This is a genomic window from Acidicapsa ligni (assembly GCF_025685655.1).
Classification (GTDB): Bacteria; Acidobacteriota; Terriglobia; order Terriglobales; family Acidobacteriaceae; genus Acidicapsa; species Acidicapsa ligni.
Window position 1 is genome coordinate 1 of record NZ_JAGSYG010000002.1, and the last position, 15728, is coordinate 15728.

Here is a 15728-nt window from a genome sequence, read left to right on the forward strand (position 1 = left end):
TGGTTATGCCAGGCGACAACATCCAGTTGGAGATTGAGCTGCACACTCCAGTTGCGATGGAAAAGGGACTGCGCTTCGCGATTCGCGAAGGCGGCAGGACAGTCGGCGCGGGCGCCATCAGCGAGATTATCGCTTAAGAACAGGGAACAAAGATTGGGAAACGGGGTTAGGGCACTAACCCTTGTTTCCTGATTAGTCGGTCAAGTTTGGTTAGTCGCGACGGTGCAGAGGTTCACACTGTACGCGGGAAAGATTGAAGCACATGGTAGGACAGAGAATTCGAATTCGGCTGAAGGCATACGACTACCGGGTACTGGATACCTCGACAGGCGAAATCGTCGAGACTGCCAAGCGCACCGGAGCACAGGTCGCGGGCCCGATTCCGCTCCCGACGGTCAAGAACAAGTATTGCGTGCTGCGTTCGCCGCACGTCGACAAGAAGTCTCGCGAAGCTTTTGAGATCCGGACGCACAAGCGCCTGATCGATATTCTCGAACCCACCCAGCAGACCGTGGACGCGCTGATGAAGCTCGATCTGCCAGCCGGTGTGGATGTTGAGATCAAGGCCTTCGAGAAGTAAGAATTGCCATCCAGGCACATCCGCTTTGCGGGTAGGCCGAGGATGAAAGATGAATCCGGCGCTTAATAGGCGCTACTCACTCCGGCAGTGCCGGGTCTGGGCCATCATAGGTAAGGCCAGCCTCGCATGATGAGGAAAGGAAAATATGTCAGTCACTGGAATTTTAGGTAAAAAAATCGGCATGACACAGGTCTTCGATGAGAAGGGCGATGTGCACCCGATTACCGTTCTGCAGGCTGGTCCCTGCGTGATTACGCAGCTCAAGACCGCCGCACGCGATGGCTATGAGGCCGCGCAGATTGGCTTTGTTGAGTTCGTCAAGGCAAACCGCGTCACCAAGCCGTTGGCTGGTCACTTCGCCAAGGCAGATGCGCCACCGGTTCGCGAGATTCGCGAAGTTGGTTTGCTGGCTGTGGGCGAGGGTGAGGAAGTTGCCAAGGCGGGAGACCGCGTGTTGGTTGATATTTTCTCGGACGACAAGTTTGTGGATGTGATTGGTACTTCCAAGGGCCGTGGTTTTGCGGGCGTTGTTCGCCGTCACGGTTTCGGCGGCGGTCCCAAGTCGCACGGGCACATGTTCCAGGTGCAGGGCTCCATCGGTGCATCGAGCTTCCCGTCGCGTGTGTTTCCTGGGCAGCGTATGCCGGGTCACTTCGGCGTGGATCAGGTCACGGTGCGCAACCTGCGCATTCGCGGCATCGATGTCGAAGAGAACCTGATCATGGTTGAGGGTGCTGTACCGGGTCCTCGTGATGGATATGTGTTGATTTCGAAGGCCAAGGCTCCGCCGCGCGAGCGTCGTGGTTTCGCTGGAGCCGGCACTGTCGATCCGTTGAAGGCTTCCAAGAAGGCAATGGGAAGCAAGAAGAAGTAAGACTAGCCGTCCAGGCAAGTCGAGAAGTTTGAAACGAGATTTGACCCGGCAGCCAAAGTATTGCTGGGGAAAGAAGAAGACGATGGCAAACGTGGATGTAGTCAATCTGAACGGGGACAAAGTGGGCACCGTGGAGCTGGCCGACGAGGTATTCGCGGCCGACCAGGTGAACGAAGCTCTCCTGTGGGAAGCGGTCAAGCACTATCGCGCAGCGATACGTCAGGGCACCGCGGCCACCAAGAATCGCAAGCTGGTTGCAGGTTCGGGCAAGAAGCTTTGGAAGCAGAAGGGAACTGGCCGTGCACGTGTCGGTTCTGTGCGTTCACCTCTCTGGCGCCATGGCGGTACGGTTCACGGACCTCAGCCACGCAGCTATGATTACGCGTTCCCGCGCAAGAAGCTGCTGGGTGCTCTGCGCTCGGCTCTGGCTTCAAAGCTGGCGGACGGCAAGCTGACGATCGTTGATTCCCTGGAGATCAAGGAAGCAAAGACCAAGCTTTACCGTTCGGCCCTCGATAAGCTCGGTGCAAACCGCACCACGCTGATCGTCGAGAGCGGCAAGACGCTGACGGAGGCTCTGTTCCTGGGCGTTCGCAACCTGGATCGTGTTGAGCTGATGCTGAACAACGAAGTGCATCCCTATGATCTGCTGCGCTACGAGCGGGCGATCTTCTCGAAGGATGCTATTGAGCTGCTGGGCGAGTCGCTGAAGAAGACTGTTTCGAAGCGCAAGCTGGCTGCTGCACAGAAGGAGGTCGCATAATGCCGACACTCTACGAAGTTATTCGCCGCCCTCTCATTACTGAGAAGGGTCTGCAAGTGAAAGAGACTGAGGGGACGCTGGTATTCGACGTCGCTCCTGAGGCCAGCAAGACGGAAGTGAAGCAGGCGGTTGAGGCTCTCTTCAAGGTGAAGGTAGCTGCAGTTCGCACTGCGAACGTGCTCGGCAAGGAACGTCGCCGCGGCAAGTTCTCCGGATACAAGCCGGACTGGAAGAAGGCGTATGTTCGTCTGAAGTCTGGCGAAAAGATGCCGGAGTACGTGAACAACTACTAGCTTCCAGTTGCTGGGTGTTCAGAAAGAATTATCGGGGATGAGTTCGAGGCCCCGGAGAAACGTAAGCCTTGGGAACGGGATCTGAAAAGATCGCGGGCCTGGAAGGCCAGGGAAACAGACGATGGCAATCAAAACATACAGACCGATTACGCCGACGCTTCGCTTCAAGACTACGCTGGTGAACGATGACATCACCACGAATGTGCCGCACAAGGCGCTGGTCGTTACGCGGCCTCGCACTGGTGGACGGCGCAATCAGGGCGACCTGACGATGCGTCATCACGGTGGCGGACACAAGCGTCAGCTACGTTTGATCGACTTCAAGCGAGACAAGTACGGCATCCCTGGAACCGTTGCGACGATCGAATATGATCCCAACCGTTCTTCGCGGATTGCGCTGATTCATTACCTGGATGGCGAGAAGCGTTACATCATTCAGCCAGTTGGTTTGAAGGTTGGACAGAAGATCATGAGCGGCCCAGAGGCTGACATTCTGATCGGCAATGCGTTGCCGCTGAAGAATATCCCTTCGGGTACGGTGGTTCACAACATCGAGCTTCGTCCCGGCAAGGGCGCGCAGATGGCTCGTTCGGCAGGCGCGCAGGCGCAGCTGGTAGCGAAGGAAGGCGATTACGCTCTTCTGAAGCTGCCCTCCGGCGAGACCCGCAAGGTTCTGGTGGAGTGCATGGCGACGATTGGCCAGGTTGGCAATACGGACCATGAGAATGTTTCGATCGGCAAGGCCGGACGTAACCGCTGGAAGGGCATTCGCCCCAGCAACCGTGGTGTATCGATGAACCCTGTGGATCACCCGCATGGTGGTGGTGAGGGCAAGACCTCGGGCGGCCGTCATCCGGTCACTCCGTGGGGCCAGCCGACACGTGGCTACAAGACGCGTAACAACAAGCGGACCGACGCATTCATCGTCAGCCGCCGGCAGAAATAAGGCTAAGGGAGCTACGATTTATGGCACGTTCGACGAAAAAAGGTCCCTTTGTGGACGAGCATTTGATCAAGAAGGTGGAAGTTCTGAATGCCGCCAACGACAAAAAGGTCATCAAGACCTGGTCGCGCCGCTCTACGATCTTCCCCGAATTCATCGGTCACACCGTTGCCGTGCATAACGGTCGCAAGTTCATCCCGGTCTATGTGACGGAGAACATGGTGGGACACAAGTTTGGCGAATTTTCTCCGACCCGTACCTTCAAGGGGCACACCCAGAAGTCGTCTGAGTCGGGCGCCAAGGCCCGGTAGTTCAGGGACCAGGCATCAGGAAATAGGGATTAGCAAAGGCGGGCAGGTCGCTTAAGAGCGCCGGGTTCGCCGGAGACTGAAAGGCAGAGCAATGGCAGTCCAGACAAAAGCAGTCGAGACAAAAGAATTCCGGGCCGAGGCAAGGTTCCAGCGCGTATCGCCGCAGAAGGCGCGGTTGGTGCTGAATCTGGTCAAGGGACTGGGAGTTCAGAGGGCGCTGGAAACACTCGCCTTTACCAAGAAGCGGATCGCTCCGGTGATTCACAAGGTGCTGACCTCGGCACTGGACAATGCGAAGTATCTGTCCGATGAGCGTGGTCTGGATCTGGATGTTGACAACCTGTACGTCAAGCTGGCGATAGCGAACGAGGGACCGCGCATGAAGCGCATCCGTCCTGCGCCTATGGGCCGTGCGTTCCGGTATCAACGTCGCCTGACGCACATCATTGTTTCGGTTGCCGAGCGTGTTGAAGAAGGCGCGGAAGTGACCAAGGTTGATGTAACGCCGGCGAAGGCCAAAAAGGCCGCCAGCAAGACGGCAGCCAAGAAGGCGTCAACCAAGACAGGCAGCAAGACCAAGTCGGCCGCGTAGGCCGGAAGGATTTAAGAGGCAAAGTATGGGACAGAAAGTTCATCCTTATGGATTCCGGCTCGGAGTCAACAAGCCATGGCGCTCGCGCTGGTTTGCCACGCGCGATTACGCGAAGTTGCTGGTCGAAGATGTCAAGCTCAAGGCTGAGTTGAAGGACAAGCTGAAGGCTGCCGGCGTCAGCTCGGTAGAGATTGAGCGTCCAGGCAACAAGCTACGGTTTATCATCCGCACTGCGCGTCCGGGTATTGTTATCGGCCGCAAGGGTTCGGAGATTGAGAAGCTCAAGGGCGAGTTGGCGAAGCGCACCAATCGGGATGTCTTCATCGACATTCTCGAGGTGAACAAGCCGGAGCTGGATGCCCAGTTGGTTTCCGAGAATATCGCGTTGCAGCTTGAGAAGCGCGTTGGCTTCCGCCGCGCGATGCGCAAGAGCGTTGATTCGGCGCTGCGTTTCGGTTGCAAGGGAATCAAGGTTCGCGTTTCGGGCCGTTTGAACGGGAACGAAATCGCGCGTTCCGAGTGGTATTTGCAGGGACGTCTGCCGCTGCACACGTTGCGCGCGGACATCGATTACGGCTTCTCCGAGGCGCACACGACCTATGGAATCATTGGCGTGAAGACCTGGATTTACCGTGGCGATATCTACGAGCAGAAGCGTCGCCAGCCGGTTGTTGCGGGTGCGGGTGCTTTTCAGCTGTAGCCTGCCAACTTCTGGTCTCCAGCTACTAGTTGGAGGAACGGAAGTGAGACGGAAGAGTAAGAGCTAGAAGCTACTAGCTAAGGGCTAGTAGCTGTTTAACGAGGATTTCGCTATGTTGATGCCAAAGAAGGTCAAGTTTCGCAAGCAGCAGAAGGGCAAGATGCGCGGCAAGGCATGGCGCGGTTCGACCCTCTCGTTTGGCGAGTATGGGCTGAAGGTCATGGAATGCGGTTACATTACCGACCGTCAGATCGAAGCCAGCCGTATCGCAATGACGCGCTTTATCAAGCGTGGCGGCAAGGTCTGGCTGCGTCTGTTCCCGGACAAGCCGATCACCAAGAAGCCGGCCGAAGTTCGAATGGGTTCCGGTAAGGGTGCGTTGGATCACTGGGCGGCAGTTGTTCGTCCGGGCAAGATCCTCTTCGAGATGGAGGGAGTTACTCCTGAAATCGCGATGGAAGCGATGCGCCTGGCAGCCAACAAGCTGCCGTTGAAGACCCGCTTCGTGCAGCGTCCTGCGGTGATCAAGAACGCCCCGGCGGAAGTCGAGACGGGTACGGAAGCTGCGCAGTAAGAGTTTTGAGATTGAGGCGATCGGGGCTCGGATAGGGCTGGGACGCTGGAGAGAAGACGATGGAATTAGCAAAGATTCGTAACCTGAGCGACGAGGAATTGAAGACGACGGGAGTGCAGACTTCCGAGCAACTCTTCCGCATCCGCTTTCAGGCCAAGCTGGGGCAGAACGAAGGCATTCGCAAGCTGCGTGAGCTGCGCAAGGATGTCGCCCGCATCAAGACGATCGCCAAGGAACGCGAGCTTGGGATTCAGCGGGAAGTACCTGAGGCCAAGGCCAAGAAGGCTGCCGCTCCGGTGAAGGCCAAGAAGACAACGAAGTCGAAGAAGGAGGCCAAGTAAGTTATGGCGGCCACTAAAGAAGTTTCGCAGACAGTAGCATCGAGCACGCCGACGGCCACTCCCGCGGTTCCAGCTGAAGTTGGAGCACGCCGCAACGAGAAGGTTGGCAATGTGGTTTCGACCAAGATGCAGAAGACCATTGTGGTCGAGGTCGAGATGCGCAAGGCGCACCCGAAGTACAAGCGTATTGTGAAGAGCAACAAGAAGTTCTATGCCCATGACGAGCAGAATTCGGCGCGTGTCGGCGATGTTGTTCGCATTCGCGAAAGCCGTCCGCTGAGCAAGCTGAAGCGCTGGTCACTGGAAGAGATTGTTCGTCGCTCTTCGCTGGGTCAGTTGGAAGACGCAGCTCCGAAGGCTAGCTAAGTCTGAACAGGATTGAGCCCGATCGGTTTGTCTGAGGGACAAGTCTGAATCGGGGGAAGGAGTTGAGCAAATGGCAGTACAAATGAGAACGATGCTTGCGGTTGCCGATAATTCAGGCGCGCGCAAGTTGCAGGTAATCCTTCCCCTGGGTGGTTCTTCCGGCAAGAAGGCTGGTCTGGGCGATGTAGTTACGGCTGCGGTGAAGGAATCTTCCCCGGACGGAACAGTCAAGAAGGGTAAGGTCGTCAAGGCGGTAATTGTGCGTACGCGCAAGGAGTATCGCCGCCGGGATGGAACGTATATCCGCTTCGATGAGAATGCAGCAGTGCTGATCAACGAGTCGGGCGAGCCGGTTGGTACGCGTGTTTTCGGGCCGGTTGCCCGTGAGTTGCGCGAGAAGAAGTTTCTGAAGATTGTTTCGCTGGCTCCTGAAGTTATCTAACTTCTGCTGACTGGCAAGACGGGTGAGAGAGAAATGGCTGGATTGAATATTCATCGTAACGACAAGGTTCAGGTGCTTACCGGCGCCGATGCTGGCAAGCAGGGTCGCGTCCTTCGGGTATTCCCGGACAAGGACAAGGTTCTTGTTGAGCATGTGCGCATTGTCAAGAAGACTGTCAGTTCGAAGTCGGGCAAGAACACCAAGGGCGGCATTGCTGAGCAGGAATCCCCGCTTCACGTTTCGAACGTGGCGCTGGTATGCGTGAGCTGCGGCAAGACGACCCGTGTGGCCTTCAAGGTTGAAGGCGGCGTCAAGGTTCGCGTTTGCAAGAAGTGCGGCGCTGAGCAGCCTACCAAGTCGAAGTAGTTTTTGTAGTTGATCCCGGCCAGGGATGTTGCAAAGTCCGCTGGCCAATCACTTCCGTAACGGTATACGGCGAGTCGGAGACGATGAGCTACTCCGCAGACCGGAAGAAAGAGAGCAGAAGGAAATGGCAGAACGTACACCGGCAAGATTGAAAGAGAAGTACAACAAAGAGATTCGTGTTGCGCTCCAGAAGGAGCTTGGCCTGGACAACATCATGGCCGTGCCGAAGATCGAAAAGATTGTAATCAACATGGGTCTGGGCGAAGCTACCCAGAACACCAAGCTGCTTGACCCTCTGGTCGCCGATCTGGGAATGATCGCTGGACAGAAGCCGGTCACGACGAAGTCGAAGAAGTCGATCGCCGCATTCAAGGTGCGCGCGGGCATGTCGATTGGCGCCATGGTTACACTGCGCCAGGATGCCATGTACGAATTTCTGGACCGCCTGATCTCGACGGCTCTGCCGCGAGTACGCGATTTTCGCGGCGTGTCCACCAAGAGTTTTGATGGCCGTGGTAACTACACGCTCGGCCTGCGCGATCAGTTGATCTTCCCGGAGATTGATTACTCCAAGGTAGAGAAGCTGAAGGGCATGAACATCACCATCGTGACCACCGCCCACGATGACAACTCGGCACGCGCGCTGCTTCGGCAGTTCGGAATGCCTTTCCGTCAGGGCGCGTAAGAGCGAACCGGAAGAAACAAGGGGAACTATGGCAACCACTGCAAAACGAGTGAAAGATGCGCGCAAGCCCAAGTTTGCCTGCCGCCAACATAACCGCTGCCAGCTCTGCGGACGTCCTCGGGCGTTCCTACGCAAGTTTGGCATCTGCCGTCTATGCTTCCGCGGCCTGGCGCACAGGGGAGAGATTCCTGGCGTTGTGAAGTCGAGCTGGTAGTACTGGCCGCACGGGCGAATCCTTTGGATGGCCCAGCGGCGGTATCTGCCAAAGCATGTTTTTGAACGAAGAGAGTTTCTAGCCCGCGAGCTAGTGAACATTCCTGCTGGTTCTCTACTGGATAAGTGGAGCGAACGGGGAATGAAGGAGAAGGAATGAGTCTGACTGACCCAGTTGCAGATTTTCTGGCGCGCATCCGGAATGCTATCCGCGCACGCCACCAGAAGCTGGATGTTCCAGCTTCGAAGTTGAAGGCTGAGATTGCCCGCATCCTCAAAGAAGAGGGCTATATCTCGAACTACAAGACCCAGGAAGAAGAAGGCAAGCAGGTTCTGCGCGTGTACTTGAAGTATGGCGCGGGTTCTGAAGCTGCTATCCGCGATCTGGCTCGCATTTCGCGTCCCGGCTGCCGCGTTTATATCGGCCGCGATGAGATCAAGCGCGTCCAGGGTGGATTGGGCATCTCCATCATGACGACCCCTAAGGGTGTCATGACCGGTCGCCAGGCACGCCGTGAAGGCGTTGGCGGCGAGATCCTCTGCGAAGTCTGGTAGCACCTGCCGTGCGGGCCTCAGCCTTTGGCGGGGTCCAAATGGAATTTGTTTGATTTGTAAGTGAGAGCGGATGCTCTCAGGCTGCAGTGGAACTTCCTGGCGAATAGCTTTGAAGGGACTCGCAAGCCGTTAAGGATAAGTAATGTCGCGTATTGGCAAGAAACCGATTCCGTTGCCTGCTGGTGTGAAGTACACCATCAGTGGCAACACTGTGCTGGTTGAAGGACCGAAGGGCAAAGTTTCCGCTTTGATCGCTCCTGGCATTCAACTGGAGACCGTTGATGGCGTATTGAATGTGACGCGTGAGAGCGATAAGGCTGCTGCGTTTCACGGCCTGACCCGCGCCTTGGTTTTCAACGCGGTTCATGGTGTGACTGCTGGCTGGACGAAGGATCTGGACATCGTCGGCATTGGTTACCGTGCTGAGTTGAAGAGCAAGGCGATGGTAGTATTCACGCTTGGCTATTCGCACCCGATCGAGTTCCCACTGCCCACGGGCATTGAAGTAACGATCGATCCGAAGCAGACGCACTTGACGATCTCGGGCATTGACCGGCAGAAGGTTGGCCAGGTTGCAGCCGATATGCGTTCGCTGCGCAAGCCGGATCCGTACAAGAACAAGGGCGTTCGCTATACCGGCGAGAAGCTGAAGAAGAAGGCCGGCAAGTCAGGTTCCAAGTAGTCTTAGCCGGACGGGCTTCTGGGTTCCTAACGGAACCCAGAAGCCAGAACAAATTACCGAACGGATCTGCATGGCGGCTCCGCTGATAGGAAGAAACGACAATGATTGCAAAGACAGAACGAAATCAGGTACGCGGACGGGTTCACTTCCGCATTCGGCAGAAGATCTCCGGTACGGCGCAGCGGCCACGTCTGAACGTATATCGCTCGCTGAACCACATCTATGCGCAGGTAATCGACGACGCAACCGGCACCACACTGGCTTCGGCTTCCACATTGGCTGGCAAGATCAATGCAGGCGGCAACATTGCCGCAGCCAAGGAAGTGGGCAAGCTGGTCGCGGAGCAGGCGATCGAAAAGGGCGTCAAGAAGGTTGTGTTTGACCGTGGCGGCTACCTGTACCACGGACGCATCAAGGCGCTGGCCGATGCCGCGCGTGAAGCAGGTCTGGACTTCTAAGCATTTAGGTCAAAAGGGCCGGAAGGCCGTCTCACGGATTCGGAAGGAAACGGAAGAACAATGGCATTTACAAAGAAACTCGACGCCAACCATTTCAAGCTGACCGATCAGGTTGTGGCGATCAACCGCGTAACGAAGGTAGTCAAGGGCGGCAAAAACATGTCGTTCGCGGCTCTCGTTGTGGTGGGCGACGCGACTGCCGGAGTGGTGGGCTATGGTTCGGGCAAGGCCAAGGAAGTTCCCCAGGCGATTCGCAAGGGAATTGAGTCGGCCAAGAAGAATCTGGTCAAGATCAACCTGACCGAGACGACGATTCCGCACCAGGTTCTGGGCCGTTTTGGCTCTGGACATGTGCTGCTGAAGCCGGCTCCTGAAGGTACGGGCGTGATTGCCGGTGGCGCAGTGCGCGCGGTAATGACCTCGGCAGGCGTGCAGAACGTGCTGACGAAGTCGCTCGGCACGGCGAATCCGCACAACGTGATCAAGGCCACCTTTGATGCACTGACCCAGCTCCGTGACAAGGCTGAAGTTGCCTTGATGCGCGGCAAGACGGTTGAGGAGCTTTAATCATGGCAGACGTTAAGAAGATTCGTATTGAGTATTACCGGTCGGCGATTTCGACCCCGTTCAAGCACAAGCGGGTCATCACTGGCCTGGGCTTTACGCGGCTCAATCAGATTGTTGAGCGCGTTGATAATGAGTCGGTTCGCGGCATGGTGAAGACTGTTCCGCATCTGGTTCGCATTCTCGAAGACTAATTCGAGTAGACTAAACATACGCCCCGGCCAATGGTCGGGGCTATTACGCGAGTCGGCAGCAACTTTCAGTGCCGGCGCATGAGCGAGGAAATCATGGCAAAGAATCTTTCAAATCTCCGCGCGCCCAAGAAGGCAAACACTGGGCGCAAGCGTGTCGGTCGCGGTATGGGATCCGGCATGGGTAAGACTTCAACCCGCGGCCACAAGGGCCAGGGTTCGCGTTCGGGCTCCAGCCTGATGCGTGGCTTTGAGGGCGGCCAGATGCCGTTGCATCGCCGTCTTCCCAAGCGTGGATTTACCAACATCTTCCGCGTTGAATACACCGTCATCAACCTGACCCGCATTGCCGATCTGGCTGCCGAGCGTGGCATCTCCGAGATCGCGCTTGAGGATTACAAGAAGCTTGGTCTGGCCGGTAACAAGAAGGCTTTGATCAAGATTCTGGGTACGGGCGAATTGACCACGGCTATCTCGATTACGGCGCACCGGTTCTCGAAGACTGCGGCTGAGAAGATTGAAAAGGCTGGCGGCAAGGCGATCGTGGCTGGTGGAGTTACTGTTACGGCGGCGGAGTAATTCCGCCCCGCGCTTTTGCGCGTTTAAGGACAGGCAGGGCCTCCGGGGAATAGGATGGTTCTGCCAGCAAATTTGGGGCAAGACGGGCAGTTCGGCCTGCGGAGTGGATCCTTAAGCTATGTTTGAAAAGTTCCTCAATATCTTCCGGGTTCCCGATCTGCGTAAGCGGATTGGTTTCACACTGGGCCTGCTGGCAATTTACCGCCTGGGCGCGTTTTTGCCGACTCCAGGTGTGAACAGCAAGTTGCTGGAGCAGTTCTTCCACACGCAGGGCGGATCGGCCCTCGGCCTGCTGGATATGTTCTCAGGCGGTAACCTTCGCCGGTTTACGATCTTCGCGCTGGGCATCATGCCGTATATCACGGCGTCGATCATCTTCCAGTTGTTGACGGTGGTTTATGAGCCGTTGGCTCGCCTTCAAAAAGAAGGCGAACTGGGACGTCGCAAGATCACCCAGTGGACGCGTTATCTCACGGTTATCCTCGCGGCTTTCCAGTCGATTGCAATTGCTTTCGGATTGACCAGCCAGGGCATGGTGATCATCTCCGGACCGGCGTTTATCTTGCTGACGGTTCTGACCTTGACGACAGGTACGGCCTTCATCATGTGGCTGGGTGAGCAGATCACCGATCGCGGTATCGGCAACGGCATGAGCCTGTTGATCTTTACGGGTATCGTGGTTGGTCTGCCGCGTGGCATTGCGGACATTGTCGACAAGGTAAAGACCAATGCCTGGGGCACGTTTACGGGCGTTGCGGTTCTGCTGCTGCTGGCGGCGATGGTGGCCCTGGTGGCTTTCATCGTATTCGTCGAGCGGTCGGAGCGTCGGATACCGGTGCAGTCGGCTCGCCGTATTGTCGGCCGCAAGATGATGGGTGGACTTAGTTCGCACCTGCCGCTGAAGGTGAATTCAGGCGGTGTAATGCCGGTCATCTTTGCCAGTTCGATTCTGTCGGCTCCGCTGTTGTTCAGCCAGGTGGGTTTTGTTCAGTCGAACAAAGTGCTGTCGAACATCATGGCCGGTCTGCAGCCTGGCGAGCCGTGGTACGAGTTCCTGTACATGGCGGCGATCATCTTCTTCGCCTACTTCTACATCTCGATCGTTTTCCGTCCCGATGACATTGCGGACAACATGCGCAAGAGCGGTTCATTTATTCCGGGTATTCGTCCTGGACGCCGCACTTCGGACTACATCAACGACATTCTGACCCGCATTACGTTGGTCGGCGCTGTTTACCTGATCCTGATCTCGCTGGTGCCGACGTTCCTTCTTTCCGGCTTCCATCTGAATCATCTCTGGCTGGTGGGCGGTATCTTTGAGCATCTGCCGGCGTGGGTCACCAACGGTCTGCACATGAACTTCTACTTCGGTGGAACCTCACTGCTGATCGTGGTTGGCGTGGCGATGGATACAGCTAACCAGATTGAGTCGCAGTTGATTATGCGGCACTATGACGGATTCTCACCGCGTTCGGGTCGTGTTCGCGGAAGGAAGACCTGGTAATGGGTACGGCAGTTTCTTCAGCCGCAGGGGATAGCGGGGAAGTGGTGCATCCTGGCCACCCGGTTGTCCCTGGCCCGATCCTGCTGCTGGGTGCTCCTGGAGTTGGCAAGGGAACGCAAGCCAAGGAGCTGGTGAAGCTCTGGGGAATTCCCCAGATTTCCACTGGCGACCTGCTTCGATCGCATCGCGACCGTGGCACGGAACTAGGCAAGCTGGCGAATGAACTGATGCTTCAGGGCAAGCTGGTTCCGGACACGCTGGTCAACGACATGGTGGCGGCACGATTGGTGGAGCCGGATACCAGGAATGGATTCATCCTGGACGGGTTTCCACGGACGATTCCACAGGCGCAGTGGCTGGACAATTGGTTGGCGGAACACTGTAATGCCCTGCCGGTAGTTGCAGTTAGCATTCAGGTGGACTATACTCGATTACTGCGTCGTATTACTGGACGCCGCAACTGCCCCGTCTGCCAGACGATCTATAACATCTACCTGCAACCCCCTCGTATTGAAGGAGTTTGCGACGTAGAAGGCGCGACTCTGGTACAGCGAAGCGACGATACGGAAATGTGCTTCGATGGGCGTATGCGTACCTATGACACCCTGACTGCCCCGGTGATCGAGCATTATCGCGGATTGAGCAGGTTTGCCGAGGTCAATGGAGATCAGCCGGTAGCCGATGTGGCCGCTGGCATTGTGTCTTCTGTCGAGCGATTGCGGGCTTAACCTTTCAGGTTAAAACCCGGATTGTGTCGGCAGTTTGTGTGTTTTAAGAAGTTTTGTTGATTTGTGCAGTCGGGGAAGTGGGATTGTGGCCGTAATTCTGAAGTCAGCACGGGAAGTAGAGCACATGCGTCGCGCAGGCAAGGTCGTTCGCCTCGTGCTGGATCATGTGCGTGATCATGTGAAGCCCGGAGCTACGACTCAGGACCTGGAAAACGCAGCCGAAGCCAAGATGAACGAGCTCGGCGCGAAGGCTGCTTTCAAGGGTTATCACGGGTTTCCGGCGATCCTGTGCACCTCGATCAACAGTGAAGTGGTGCATGGAATTCCCTCCAAGAAGCGCGTACTGAAGGAAGGCGATATCGTCTCCATCGACTGCGGCGCGATTGTGGACGGGTTCTATGGCGATTCGGCGATCACGGTTCCGGTAGGTGAAAAGATCGACGAGAAGACGCTTCGCCTGCTGAGCGCGACCCAGGCTTCTTTGCGGGCGGCAATCGAGACGGTCAAGCCGGGTGCAACGCTGGGCGATATCGGCGCGGCGGTGCAGGAAGTTGTCGAGGCTGAAGGATTTTCGGTTGTTCGGGATTTTGTCGGACACGGGATTGGAACTCGGATGCACGAAGATCCGCAGGTTCCCAACTATGGCCAGCGCGGACGTGGTATGAAGCTGCGCGAGGGCATGGTGATTGCGATTGAGCCGATGGTGAACGCGGGCAAGCCGGGCGTTGAAGTATTGAAAGATGGCTGGACTGCTGTGACGGAAGACGGCAGTATGAGCGCTCATTTTGAGCATACGGTGGCTGTGACGGCTACCGGGGCGATGATCTTAACCGAGTAGCTGGCCGGTAATCGGCAAGCGATTTGGTACAACAGGCGGGACTGAACTGAGGTCCGGCGGAAGCGGAAACAGGGTTTGTCGAAGGAAGACGCGATTGAGGTAATGGCAGTAGTTGTTGAGACGCTGCCCAATGCCATGTTCAAGGTCAAGCTGGAGAATGACCACCAGGTGCTGGCTCACGTTTCAGGCCGGATGCGCAAGAACTTCATCCGCATTCTGCCCGGTGACCGCGTGGCGGTTGAACTGAGTCCGTATGACTTGAACCGCGGACGAATTGTGTACCGCTATAAATGAGTTTTTCGTGCTTTGGTCCGATACTGGCCCGGGCGCGAGGAAGAGGGAAGTAAAGCAATGAAGGTTCGTGCGTCAGTCAAGAAGATTTGTGACAAGTGCAAGGTCATCCACCGGCATGGCAAGGTGCGCGTGATCTGCGAAGTCGCAAAGCATAAGCAGCGTCAGGGATAGTTTGTCCTGATCAAGCGGAAACCTCCAACGGGTAGAAGTATTCAGGCCCAGGGGCGAGTTAGCCGAGTTGCAAGACTCATGAAGGCTTGCGATGAACCCCGGAGAGATTTTCGAGTAATCCAGTGCAGACCGGATAGATGCCGGAGCACACAACACATTTCCTGCAAGGGAAATACGAAGGAAGCACATGGCACGTATTGCTGGCGTCGATCTGCCCCGCAACAAGCAGGCACGAATCGCGCTCACGTACATTTTCGGGATCGGTAATCCCCGTGCAGCCAGGATCCTTGTCAAGGCCAACGTTGATGGCTTTAAGAAGGTTCAGGATCTGGGCGAGGACGAGGTTAACCGCATTCGTCAGGTAATTGAAGATGAAGGCAATATCGAAGGCGACCTGCGCAAGGACGTCTCGATGCACATCAAGCGCCTGATGGACATCCAAAGCTATCGCGGAACGCGCCACAAGCGTTCGCTGCCGGTTCATGGCCAGCGTACCCGCACCAACGCTCGCACCCGTAAAGGTCCTCGCAAGGGCACCGTTGCCGGCAAGAAGAAGGTGACGAAGTAATGGCAAAGCAACAGGCTAGCGCCGCTGGAAAAGCGAGCAAGAACAAGAAGTTTAAAAAGCGTGAGCGAAAGAATGTTCCATTTGGTCTTGTGTACATTCAAGCCACGTTCAACAACACCATCGTCACGATCACCGATCCAGTCGGCAACACGCTGAGCTGGAAGAGCTCGGGATCGCTGGGCTTCCGCGGTTCGCGTAAGGGCACTCCCTTCGCGGCTCAGCAGGCTGCTCAGAACGCTGCGAATGCGGCTCGCGATCATGGTTTGCGTGCAGTGGACGTTCGCGTCTCTGGTCCGGGTTCGGGCCGTGAGTCGGCGATTCGCGCACTGGCTGCGGCTGGTATCGATGTCCGCTCGATCAGGGACGTTACGCCGGTGCCGCATAACGGCTGCCGTCCGCCGAAGCGCCGTCGCGTCTAAGGTAAGAATCAGGTTTCAGGGATCGGGGTTCAGTCAGATATTTCTGAGCCCTGATCTCTGACACCTCTAACAATGGATCGCGACGAAGCGCAGCCAGCGTGTAAAGCGATCGACATCTGAAGCAGGAGAGATTC

The 15728-nt window shown here is 56.6% G+C and carries 29 protein-coding genes; all 29 read left to right on the forward strand.

The window, feature by feature from the left end; translation table 11 throughout:
- Window positions 1-137 (forward strand): EF-Tu C-terminal domain-related protein (locus OHL19_RS06390; protein ID WP_449701828.1); only part of this gene is annotated, 137 nt, incomplete at its 5' end.
- A gap of 125 nt (window positions 138-262) precedes the next feature.
- The gene (gene rpsJ, locus OHL19_RS06395; protein ID WP_263354137.1) at window positions 263-580 is read left to right on the forward strand and encodes a 30S ribosomal protein S10; all 318 of its coding nucleotides are present in this window, start codon (window positions 263-265) and stop codon (window positions 578-580) included.
- 145 nt (window positions 581-725) lie between these two features.
- Complete coding sequence (gene rplC / locus OHL19_RS06400) at window positions 726-1454, forward strand: 50S ribosomal protein L3 (protein ID WP_263356813.1); 729 nt, start codon at window positions 726-728, stop codon at window positions 1452-1454.
- A gap of 82 nt (window positions 1455-1536) precedes the next feature.
- Entirely contained in the window at window positions 1537-2217 is a 681-nt protein-coding gene (gene rplD / locus OHL19_RS06405; RefSeq protein ID WP_263356814.1) for a 50S ribosomal protein L4, read from the forward strand.
- The gene (locus OHL19_RS06410) at window positions 2217-2510 is read left to right on the forward strand and encodes a 50S ribosomal protein L23 (protein WP_263356815.1); all 294 of its coding nucleotides are present in this window, start codon (window positions 2217-2219) and stop codon (window positions 2508-2510) included. Before rplD ends, OHL19_RS06410 begins: the two co-directional genes overlap by 1 nt.
- 121 nt (window positions 2511-2631) lie before the next feature.
- Entirely contained in the window at window positions 2632-3456 is an 825-nt protein-coding gene (gene rplB, locus OHL19_RS06415) for a 50S ribosomal protein L2 (RefSeq protein WP_263356816.1), read from the forward strand.
- A gap of 20 nt (window positions 3457-3476) precedes the next feature.
- Complete coding sequence (gene rpsS, locus OHL19_RS06420) at window positions 3477-3764, forward strand: 30S ribosomal protein S19 (protein WP_263356817.1); 288 nt, start codon at window positions 3477-3479, stop codon at window positions 3762-3764.
- Window positions 3765-3855: 91 nt separating this feature from the next.
- Window positions 3856-4356, forward strand: a complete 501-nt coding sequence (rplV, locus tag OHL19_RS06425; RefSeq protein WP_263356818.1) for a 50S ribosomal protein L22 — start codon at window positions 3856-3858, stop codon at window positions 4354-4356.
- 25 nt (window positions 4357-4381) lie between these two features.
- Window positions 4382-5056, forward strand: coding sequence for a 30S ribosomal protein S3 (gene rpsC / locus OHL19_RS06430; RefSeq protein ID WP_263356819.1), 675 nt, complete (start codon window positions 4382-4384; stop codon window positions 5054-5056).
- A 112-nt stretch (window positions 5057-5168) separates the two neighbouring features.
- Window positions 5169-5630 carry a 50S ribosomal protein L16 gene (gene rplP, locus OHL19_RS06435; protein ID WP_263356820.1) on the forward strand — a complete coding sequence of 154 codons (462 nt, stop codon included), beginning with the start codon at window positions 5169-5171 and terminating at the stop codon, window positions 5628-5630.
- A gap of 59 nt (window positions 5631-5689) precedes the next feature.
- A complete protein-coding gene (gene rpmC, locus OHL19_RS06440; RefSeq protein WP_263356821.1) occupies window positions 5690-5971 on the forward strand; it encodes a 50S ribosomal protein L29 in 282 nt (93 codons plus the stop codon).
- Between the two features lie 3 nt (window positions 5972-5974).
- Window positions 5975-6337 carry a 30S ribosomal protein S17 gene (gene rpsQ / locus OHL19_RS06445; RefSeq protein WP_263356822.1) on the forward strand — a complete coding sequence of 121 codons (363 nt, stop codon included), beginning with the start codon at window positions 5975-5977 and terminating at the stop codon, window positions 6335-6337.
- A 70-nt stretch (window positions 6338-6407) separates the two neighbouring features.
- Complete coding sequence (rplN, locus tag OHL19_RS06450) at window positions 6408-6779, forward strand: 50S ribosomal protein L14 (RefSeq protein ID WP_263356823.1); 372 nt, start codon at window positions 6408-6410, stop codon at window positions 6777-6779.
- Between the two features lie 33 nt (window positions 6780-6812).
- Window positions 6813-7145, forward strand: a complete 333-nt coding sequence (gene rplX / locus OHL19_RS06455; protein ID WP_263356824.1) for a 50S ribosomal protein L24 — start codon at window positions 6813-6815, stop codon at window positions 7143-7145.
- Between the two features lie 124 nt (window positions 7146-7269).
- Window positions 7270-7830: a 50S ribosomal protein L5 gene (gene rplE / locus OHL19_RS06460; protein ID WP_263356825.1), complete on the forward strand. Its 561-nt coding sequence runs from the start codon at window positions 7270-7272 to the stop codon at window positions 7828-7830.
- Between the two features lie 28 nt (window positions 7831-7858).
- Window positions 7859-8044 (forward strand): type Z 30S ribosomal protein S14, encoded by a 186-nt coding sequence (locus OHL19_RS06465; protein ID WP_263356826.1) that lies wholly within the window; start codon window positions 7859-7861, stop codon window positions 8042-8044.
- A 155-nt stretch (window positions 8045-8199) separates the two neighbouring features.
- On the forward strand, window positions 8200-8598 hold the full coding sequence (rpsH, locus tag OHL19_RS06470) for a 30S ribosomal protein S8 (protein ID WP_263356827.1): 399 nt from the start codon (window positions 8200-8202) through the stop codon (window positions 8596-8598).
- A 142-nt stretch (window positions 8599-8740) separates the two neighbouring features.
- The gene (gene rplF, locus OHL19_RS06475) at window positions 8741-9280 is read left to right on the forward strand and encodes a 50S ribosomal protein L6 (protein ID WP_263356828.1); all 540 of its coding nucleotides are present in this window, start codon (window positions 8741-8743) and stop codon (window positions 9278-9280) included.
- Between the two features lie 101 nt (window positions 9281-9381).
- A complete protein-coding gene (gene rplR, locus OHL19_RS06480; RefSeq protein WP_263356829.1) occupies window positions 9382-9738 on the forward strand; it encodes a 50S ribosomal protein L18 in 357 nt (118 codons plus the stop codon).
- A 60-nt stretch (window positions 9739-9798) separates the two neighbouring features.
- Window positions 9799-10305, forward strand: a complete 507-nt coding sequence (gene rpsE / locus OHL19_RS06485; RefSeq protein WP_263356830.1) for a 30S ribosomal protein S5 — start codon at window positions 9799-9801, stop codon at window positions 10303-10305.
- Window positions 10306-10307: 2 nt separating this feature from the next.
- Window positions 10308-10496: a 50S ribosomal protein L30 gene (rpmD, locus tag OHL19_RS06490; protein WP_263356831.1), complete on the forward strand. Its 189-nt coding sequence runs from the start codon at window positions 10308-10310 to the stop codon at window positions 10494-10496.
- A 93-nt stretch (window positions 10497-10589) separates the two neighbouring features.
- Window positions 10590-11072 (forward strand): 50S ribosomal protein L15, encoded by a 483-nt coding sequence (rplO, locus tag OHL19_RS06495; RefSeq protein WP_263356832.1) that lies wholly within the window; start codon window positions 10590-10592, stop codon window positions 11070-11072.
- 118 nt (window positions 11073-11190) lie between these two features.
- Window positions 11191-12576: a preprotein translocase subunit SecY gene (secY, locus tag OHL19_RS06500; RefSeq protein WP_263356833.1), complete on the forward strand. Its 1386-nt coding sequence runs from the start codon at window positions 11191-11193 to the stop codon at window positions 12574-12576.
- Window positions 12576-13304, forward strand: a complete 729-nt coding sequence (locus OHL19_RS06505; RefSeq protein WP_263356834.1) for an adenylate kinase — start codon at window positions 12576-12578, stop codon at window positions 13302-13304. Before secY ends, OHL19_RS06505 begins: the two co-directional genes overlap by 1 nt.
- Window positions 13305-13389: 85 nt before the next feature.
- The gene (gene map, locus OHL19_RS06510; protein WP_263356835.1) at window positions 13390-14142 is read left to right on the forward strand and encodes a type I methionyl aminopeptidase; all 753 of its coding nucleotides are present in this window, start codon (window positions 13390-13392) and stop codon (window positions 14140-14142) included.
- Window positions 14143-14217: 75 nt separating this feature from the next.
- Entirely contained in the window at window positions 14218-14436 is a 219-nt protein-coding gene (gene infA / locus OHL19_RS06515) for a translation initiation factor IF-1 (protein WP_263356836.1), read from the forward strand.
- A 57-nt stretch (window positions 14437-14493) separates the two neighbouring features.
- Window positions 14494-14607, forward strand: a complete 114-nt coding sequence (rpmJ, locus tag OHL19_RS06520; protein WP_263356837.1) for a 50S ribosomal protein L36 — start codon at window positions 14494-14496, stop codon at window positions 14605-14607.
- Window positions 14608-14794: 187 nt separating this feature from the next.
- Complete coding sequence (rpsM, locus tag OHL19_RS06525) at window positions 14795-15175, forward strand: 30S ribosomal protein S13 (protein WP_263356838.1); 381 nt, start codon at window positions 14795-14797, stop codon at window positions 15173-15175.
- Window positions 15175-15594, forward strand: a complete 420-nt coding sequence (gene rpsK / locus OHL19_RS06530; protein WP_263356839.1) for a 30S ribosomal protein S11 — start codon at window positions 15175-15177, stop codon at window positions 15592-15594. The genes rpsM and rpsK overlap by 1 nt, the downstream gene beginning before the upstream one ends.
- Window positions 15595-15728 lie beyond the last annotated feature (134 nt).

What these genes read in the sequence shown, in the direction of transcription:
- rpmD (WP_263356831.1), top strand. Translation starts at nt 10,308, where the DNA reads ATGGCAGACGTTAAGAAGATTCGTATTGAGTATTACCGGTCGGCGATT.
- rpsK (WP_263356839.1), top strand. Translation starts at nt 15,175, where the DNA reads ATGGCAAAGCAACAGGCTAGCGCCGCTGGAAAAGCGAGCAAGAACAAG.
- rplX (WP_263356824.1), top strand. Translation starts at nt 6,813, where the DNA reads ATGGCTGGATTGAATATTCATCGTAACGACAAGGTTCAGGTGCTTACC.
- OHL19_RS06465 (WP_263356826.1), top strand. Translation starts at nt 7,859, where the DNA reads ATGGCAACCACTGCAAAACGAGTGAAAGATGCGCGCAAGCCCAAGTTT.
- rplF (WP_263356828.1), top strand. Translation starts at nt 8,741, where the DNA reads ATGTCGCGTATTGGCAAGAAACCGATTCCGTTGCCTGCTGGTGTGAAG.
- rplE (WP_263356825.1), top strand. Translation starts at nt 7,270, where the DNA reads ATGGCAGAACGTACACCGGCAAGATTGAAAGAGAAGTACAACAAAGAG.
- rpsC (WP_263356819.1), top strand. Translation starts at nt 4,382, where the DNA reads ATGGGACAGAAAGTTCATCCTTATGGATTCCGGCTCGGAGTCAACAAG.
- rplD (WP_263356814.1), top strand. Translation starts at nt 1,537, where the DNA reads ATGGCAAACGTGGATGTAGTCAATCTGAACGGGGACAAAGTGGGCACC.
- rplO (WP_263356832.1), top strand. Translation starts at nt 10,590, where the DNA reads ATGGCAAAGAATCTTTCAAATCTCCGCGCGCCCAAGAAGGCAAACACT.
- rplB (WP_263356816.1), top strand. Translation starts at nt 2,632, where the DNA reads ATGGCAATCAAAACATACAGACCGATTACGCCGACGCTTCGCTTCAAG.
- rpsE (WP_263356830.1), top strand. Translation starts at nt 9,799, where the DNA reads ATGGCATTTACAAAGAAACTCGACGCCAACCATTTCAAGCTGACCGAT.
- rpmJ (WP_263356837.1), top strand. Translation starts at nt 14,494, where the DNA reads ATGAAGGTTCGTGCGTCAGTCAAGAAGATTTGTGACAAGTGCAAGGTC.
- rpsJ (WP_263354137.1), top strand. Translation starts at nt 263, where the DNA reads ATGGTAGGACAGAGAATTCGAATTCGGCTGAAGGCATACGACTACCGG.
- rpsH (WP_263356827.1), top strand. Translation starts at nt 8,200, where the DNA reads ATGAGTCTGACTGACCCAGTTGCAGATTTTCTGGCGCGCATCCGGAAT.
- rplC (WP_263356813.1), top strand. Translation starts at nt 726, where the DNA reads ATGTCAGTCACTGGAATTTTAGGTAAAAAAATCGGCATGACACAGGTC.
- OHL19_RS06410 (WP_263356815.1), top strand. Translation starts at nt 2,217, where the DNA reads ATGCCGACACTCTACGAAGTTATTCGCCGCCCTCTCATTACTGAGAAG.
- secY (WP_263356833.1), top strand. Translation starts at nt 11,191, where the DNA reads ATGTTTGAAAAGTTCCTCAATATCTTCCGGGTTCCCGATCTGCGTAAG.
- rplR (WP_263356829.1), top strand. Translation starts at nt 9,382, where the DNA reads ATGATTGCAAAGACAGAACGAAATCAGGTACGCGGACGGGTTCACTTC.
- rpmC (WP_263356821.1), top strand. Translation starts at nt 5,690, where the DNA reads ATGGAATTAGCAAAGATTCGTAACCTGAGCGACGAGGAATTGAAGACG.
- rpsQ (WP_263356822.1), top strand. Translation starts at nt 5,975, where the DNA reads ATGGCGGCCACTAAAGAAGTTTCGCAGACAGTAGCATCGAGCACGCCG.
- OHL19_RS06505 (WP_263356834.1), top strand. Translation starts at nt 12,576, where the DNA reads ATGGGTACGGCAGTTTCTTCAGCCGCAGGGGATAGCGGGGAAGTGGTG.
- rpsS (WP_263356817.1), top strand. Translation starts at nt 3,477, where the DNA reads ATGGCACGTTCGACGAAAAAAGGTCCCTTTGTGGACGAGCATTTGATC.
- rpsM (WP_263356838.1), top strand. Translation starts at nt 14,795, where the DNA reads ATGGCACGTATTGCTGGCGTCGATCTGCCCCGCAACAAGCAGGCACGA.
- rplP (WP_263356820.1), top strand. Translation starts at nt 5,169, where the DNA reads ATGTTGATGCCAAAGAAGGTCAAGTTTCGCAAGCAGCAGAAGGGCAAG.
- rplV (WP_263356818.1), top strand. Translation starts at nt 3,856, where the DNA reads ATGGCAGTCCAGACAAAAGCAGTCGAGACAAAAGAATTCCGGGCCGAG.
- rplN (WP_263356823.1), top strand. Translation starts at nt 6,408, where the DNA reads ATGGCAGTACAAATGAGAACGATGCTTGCGGTTGCCGATAATTCAGGC.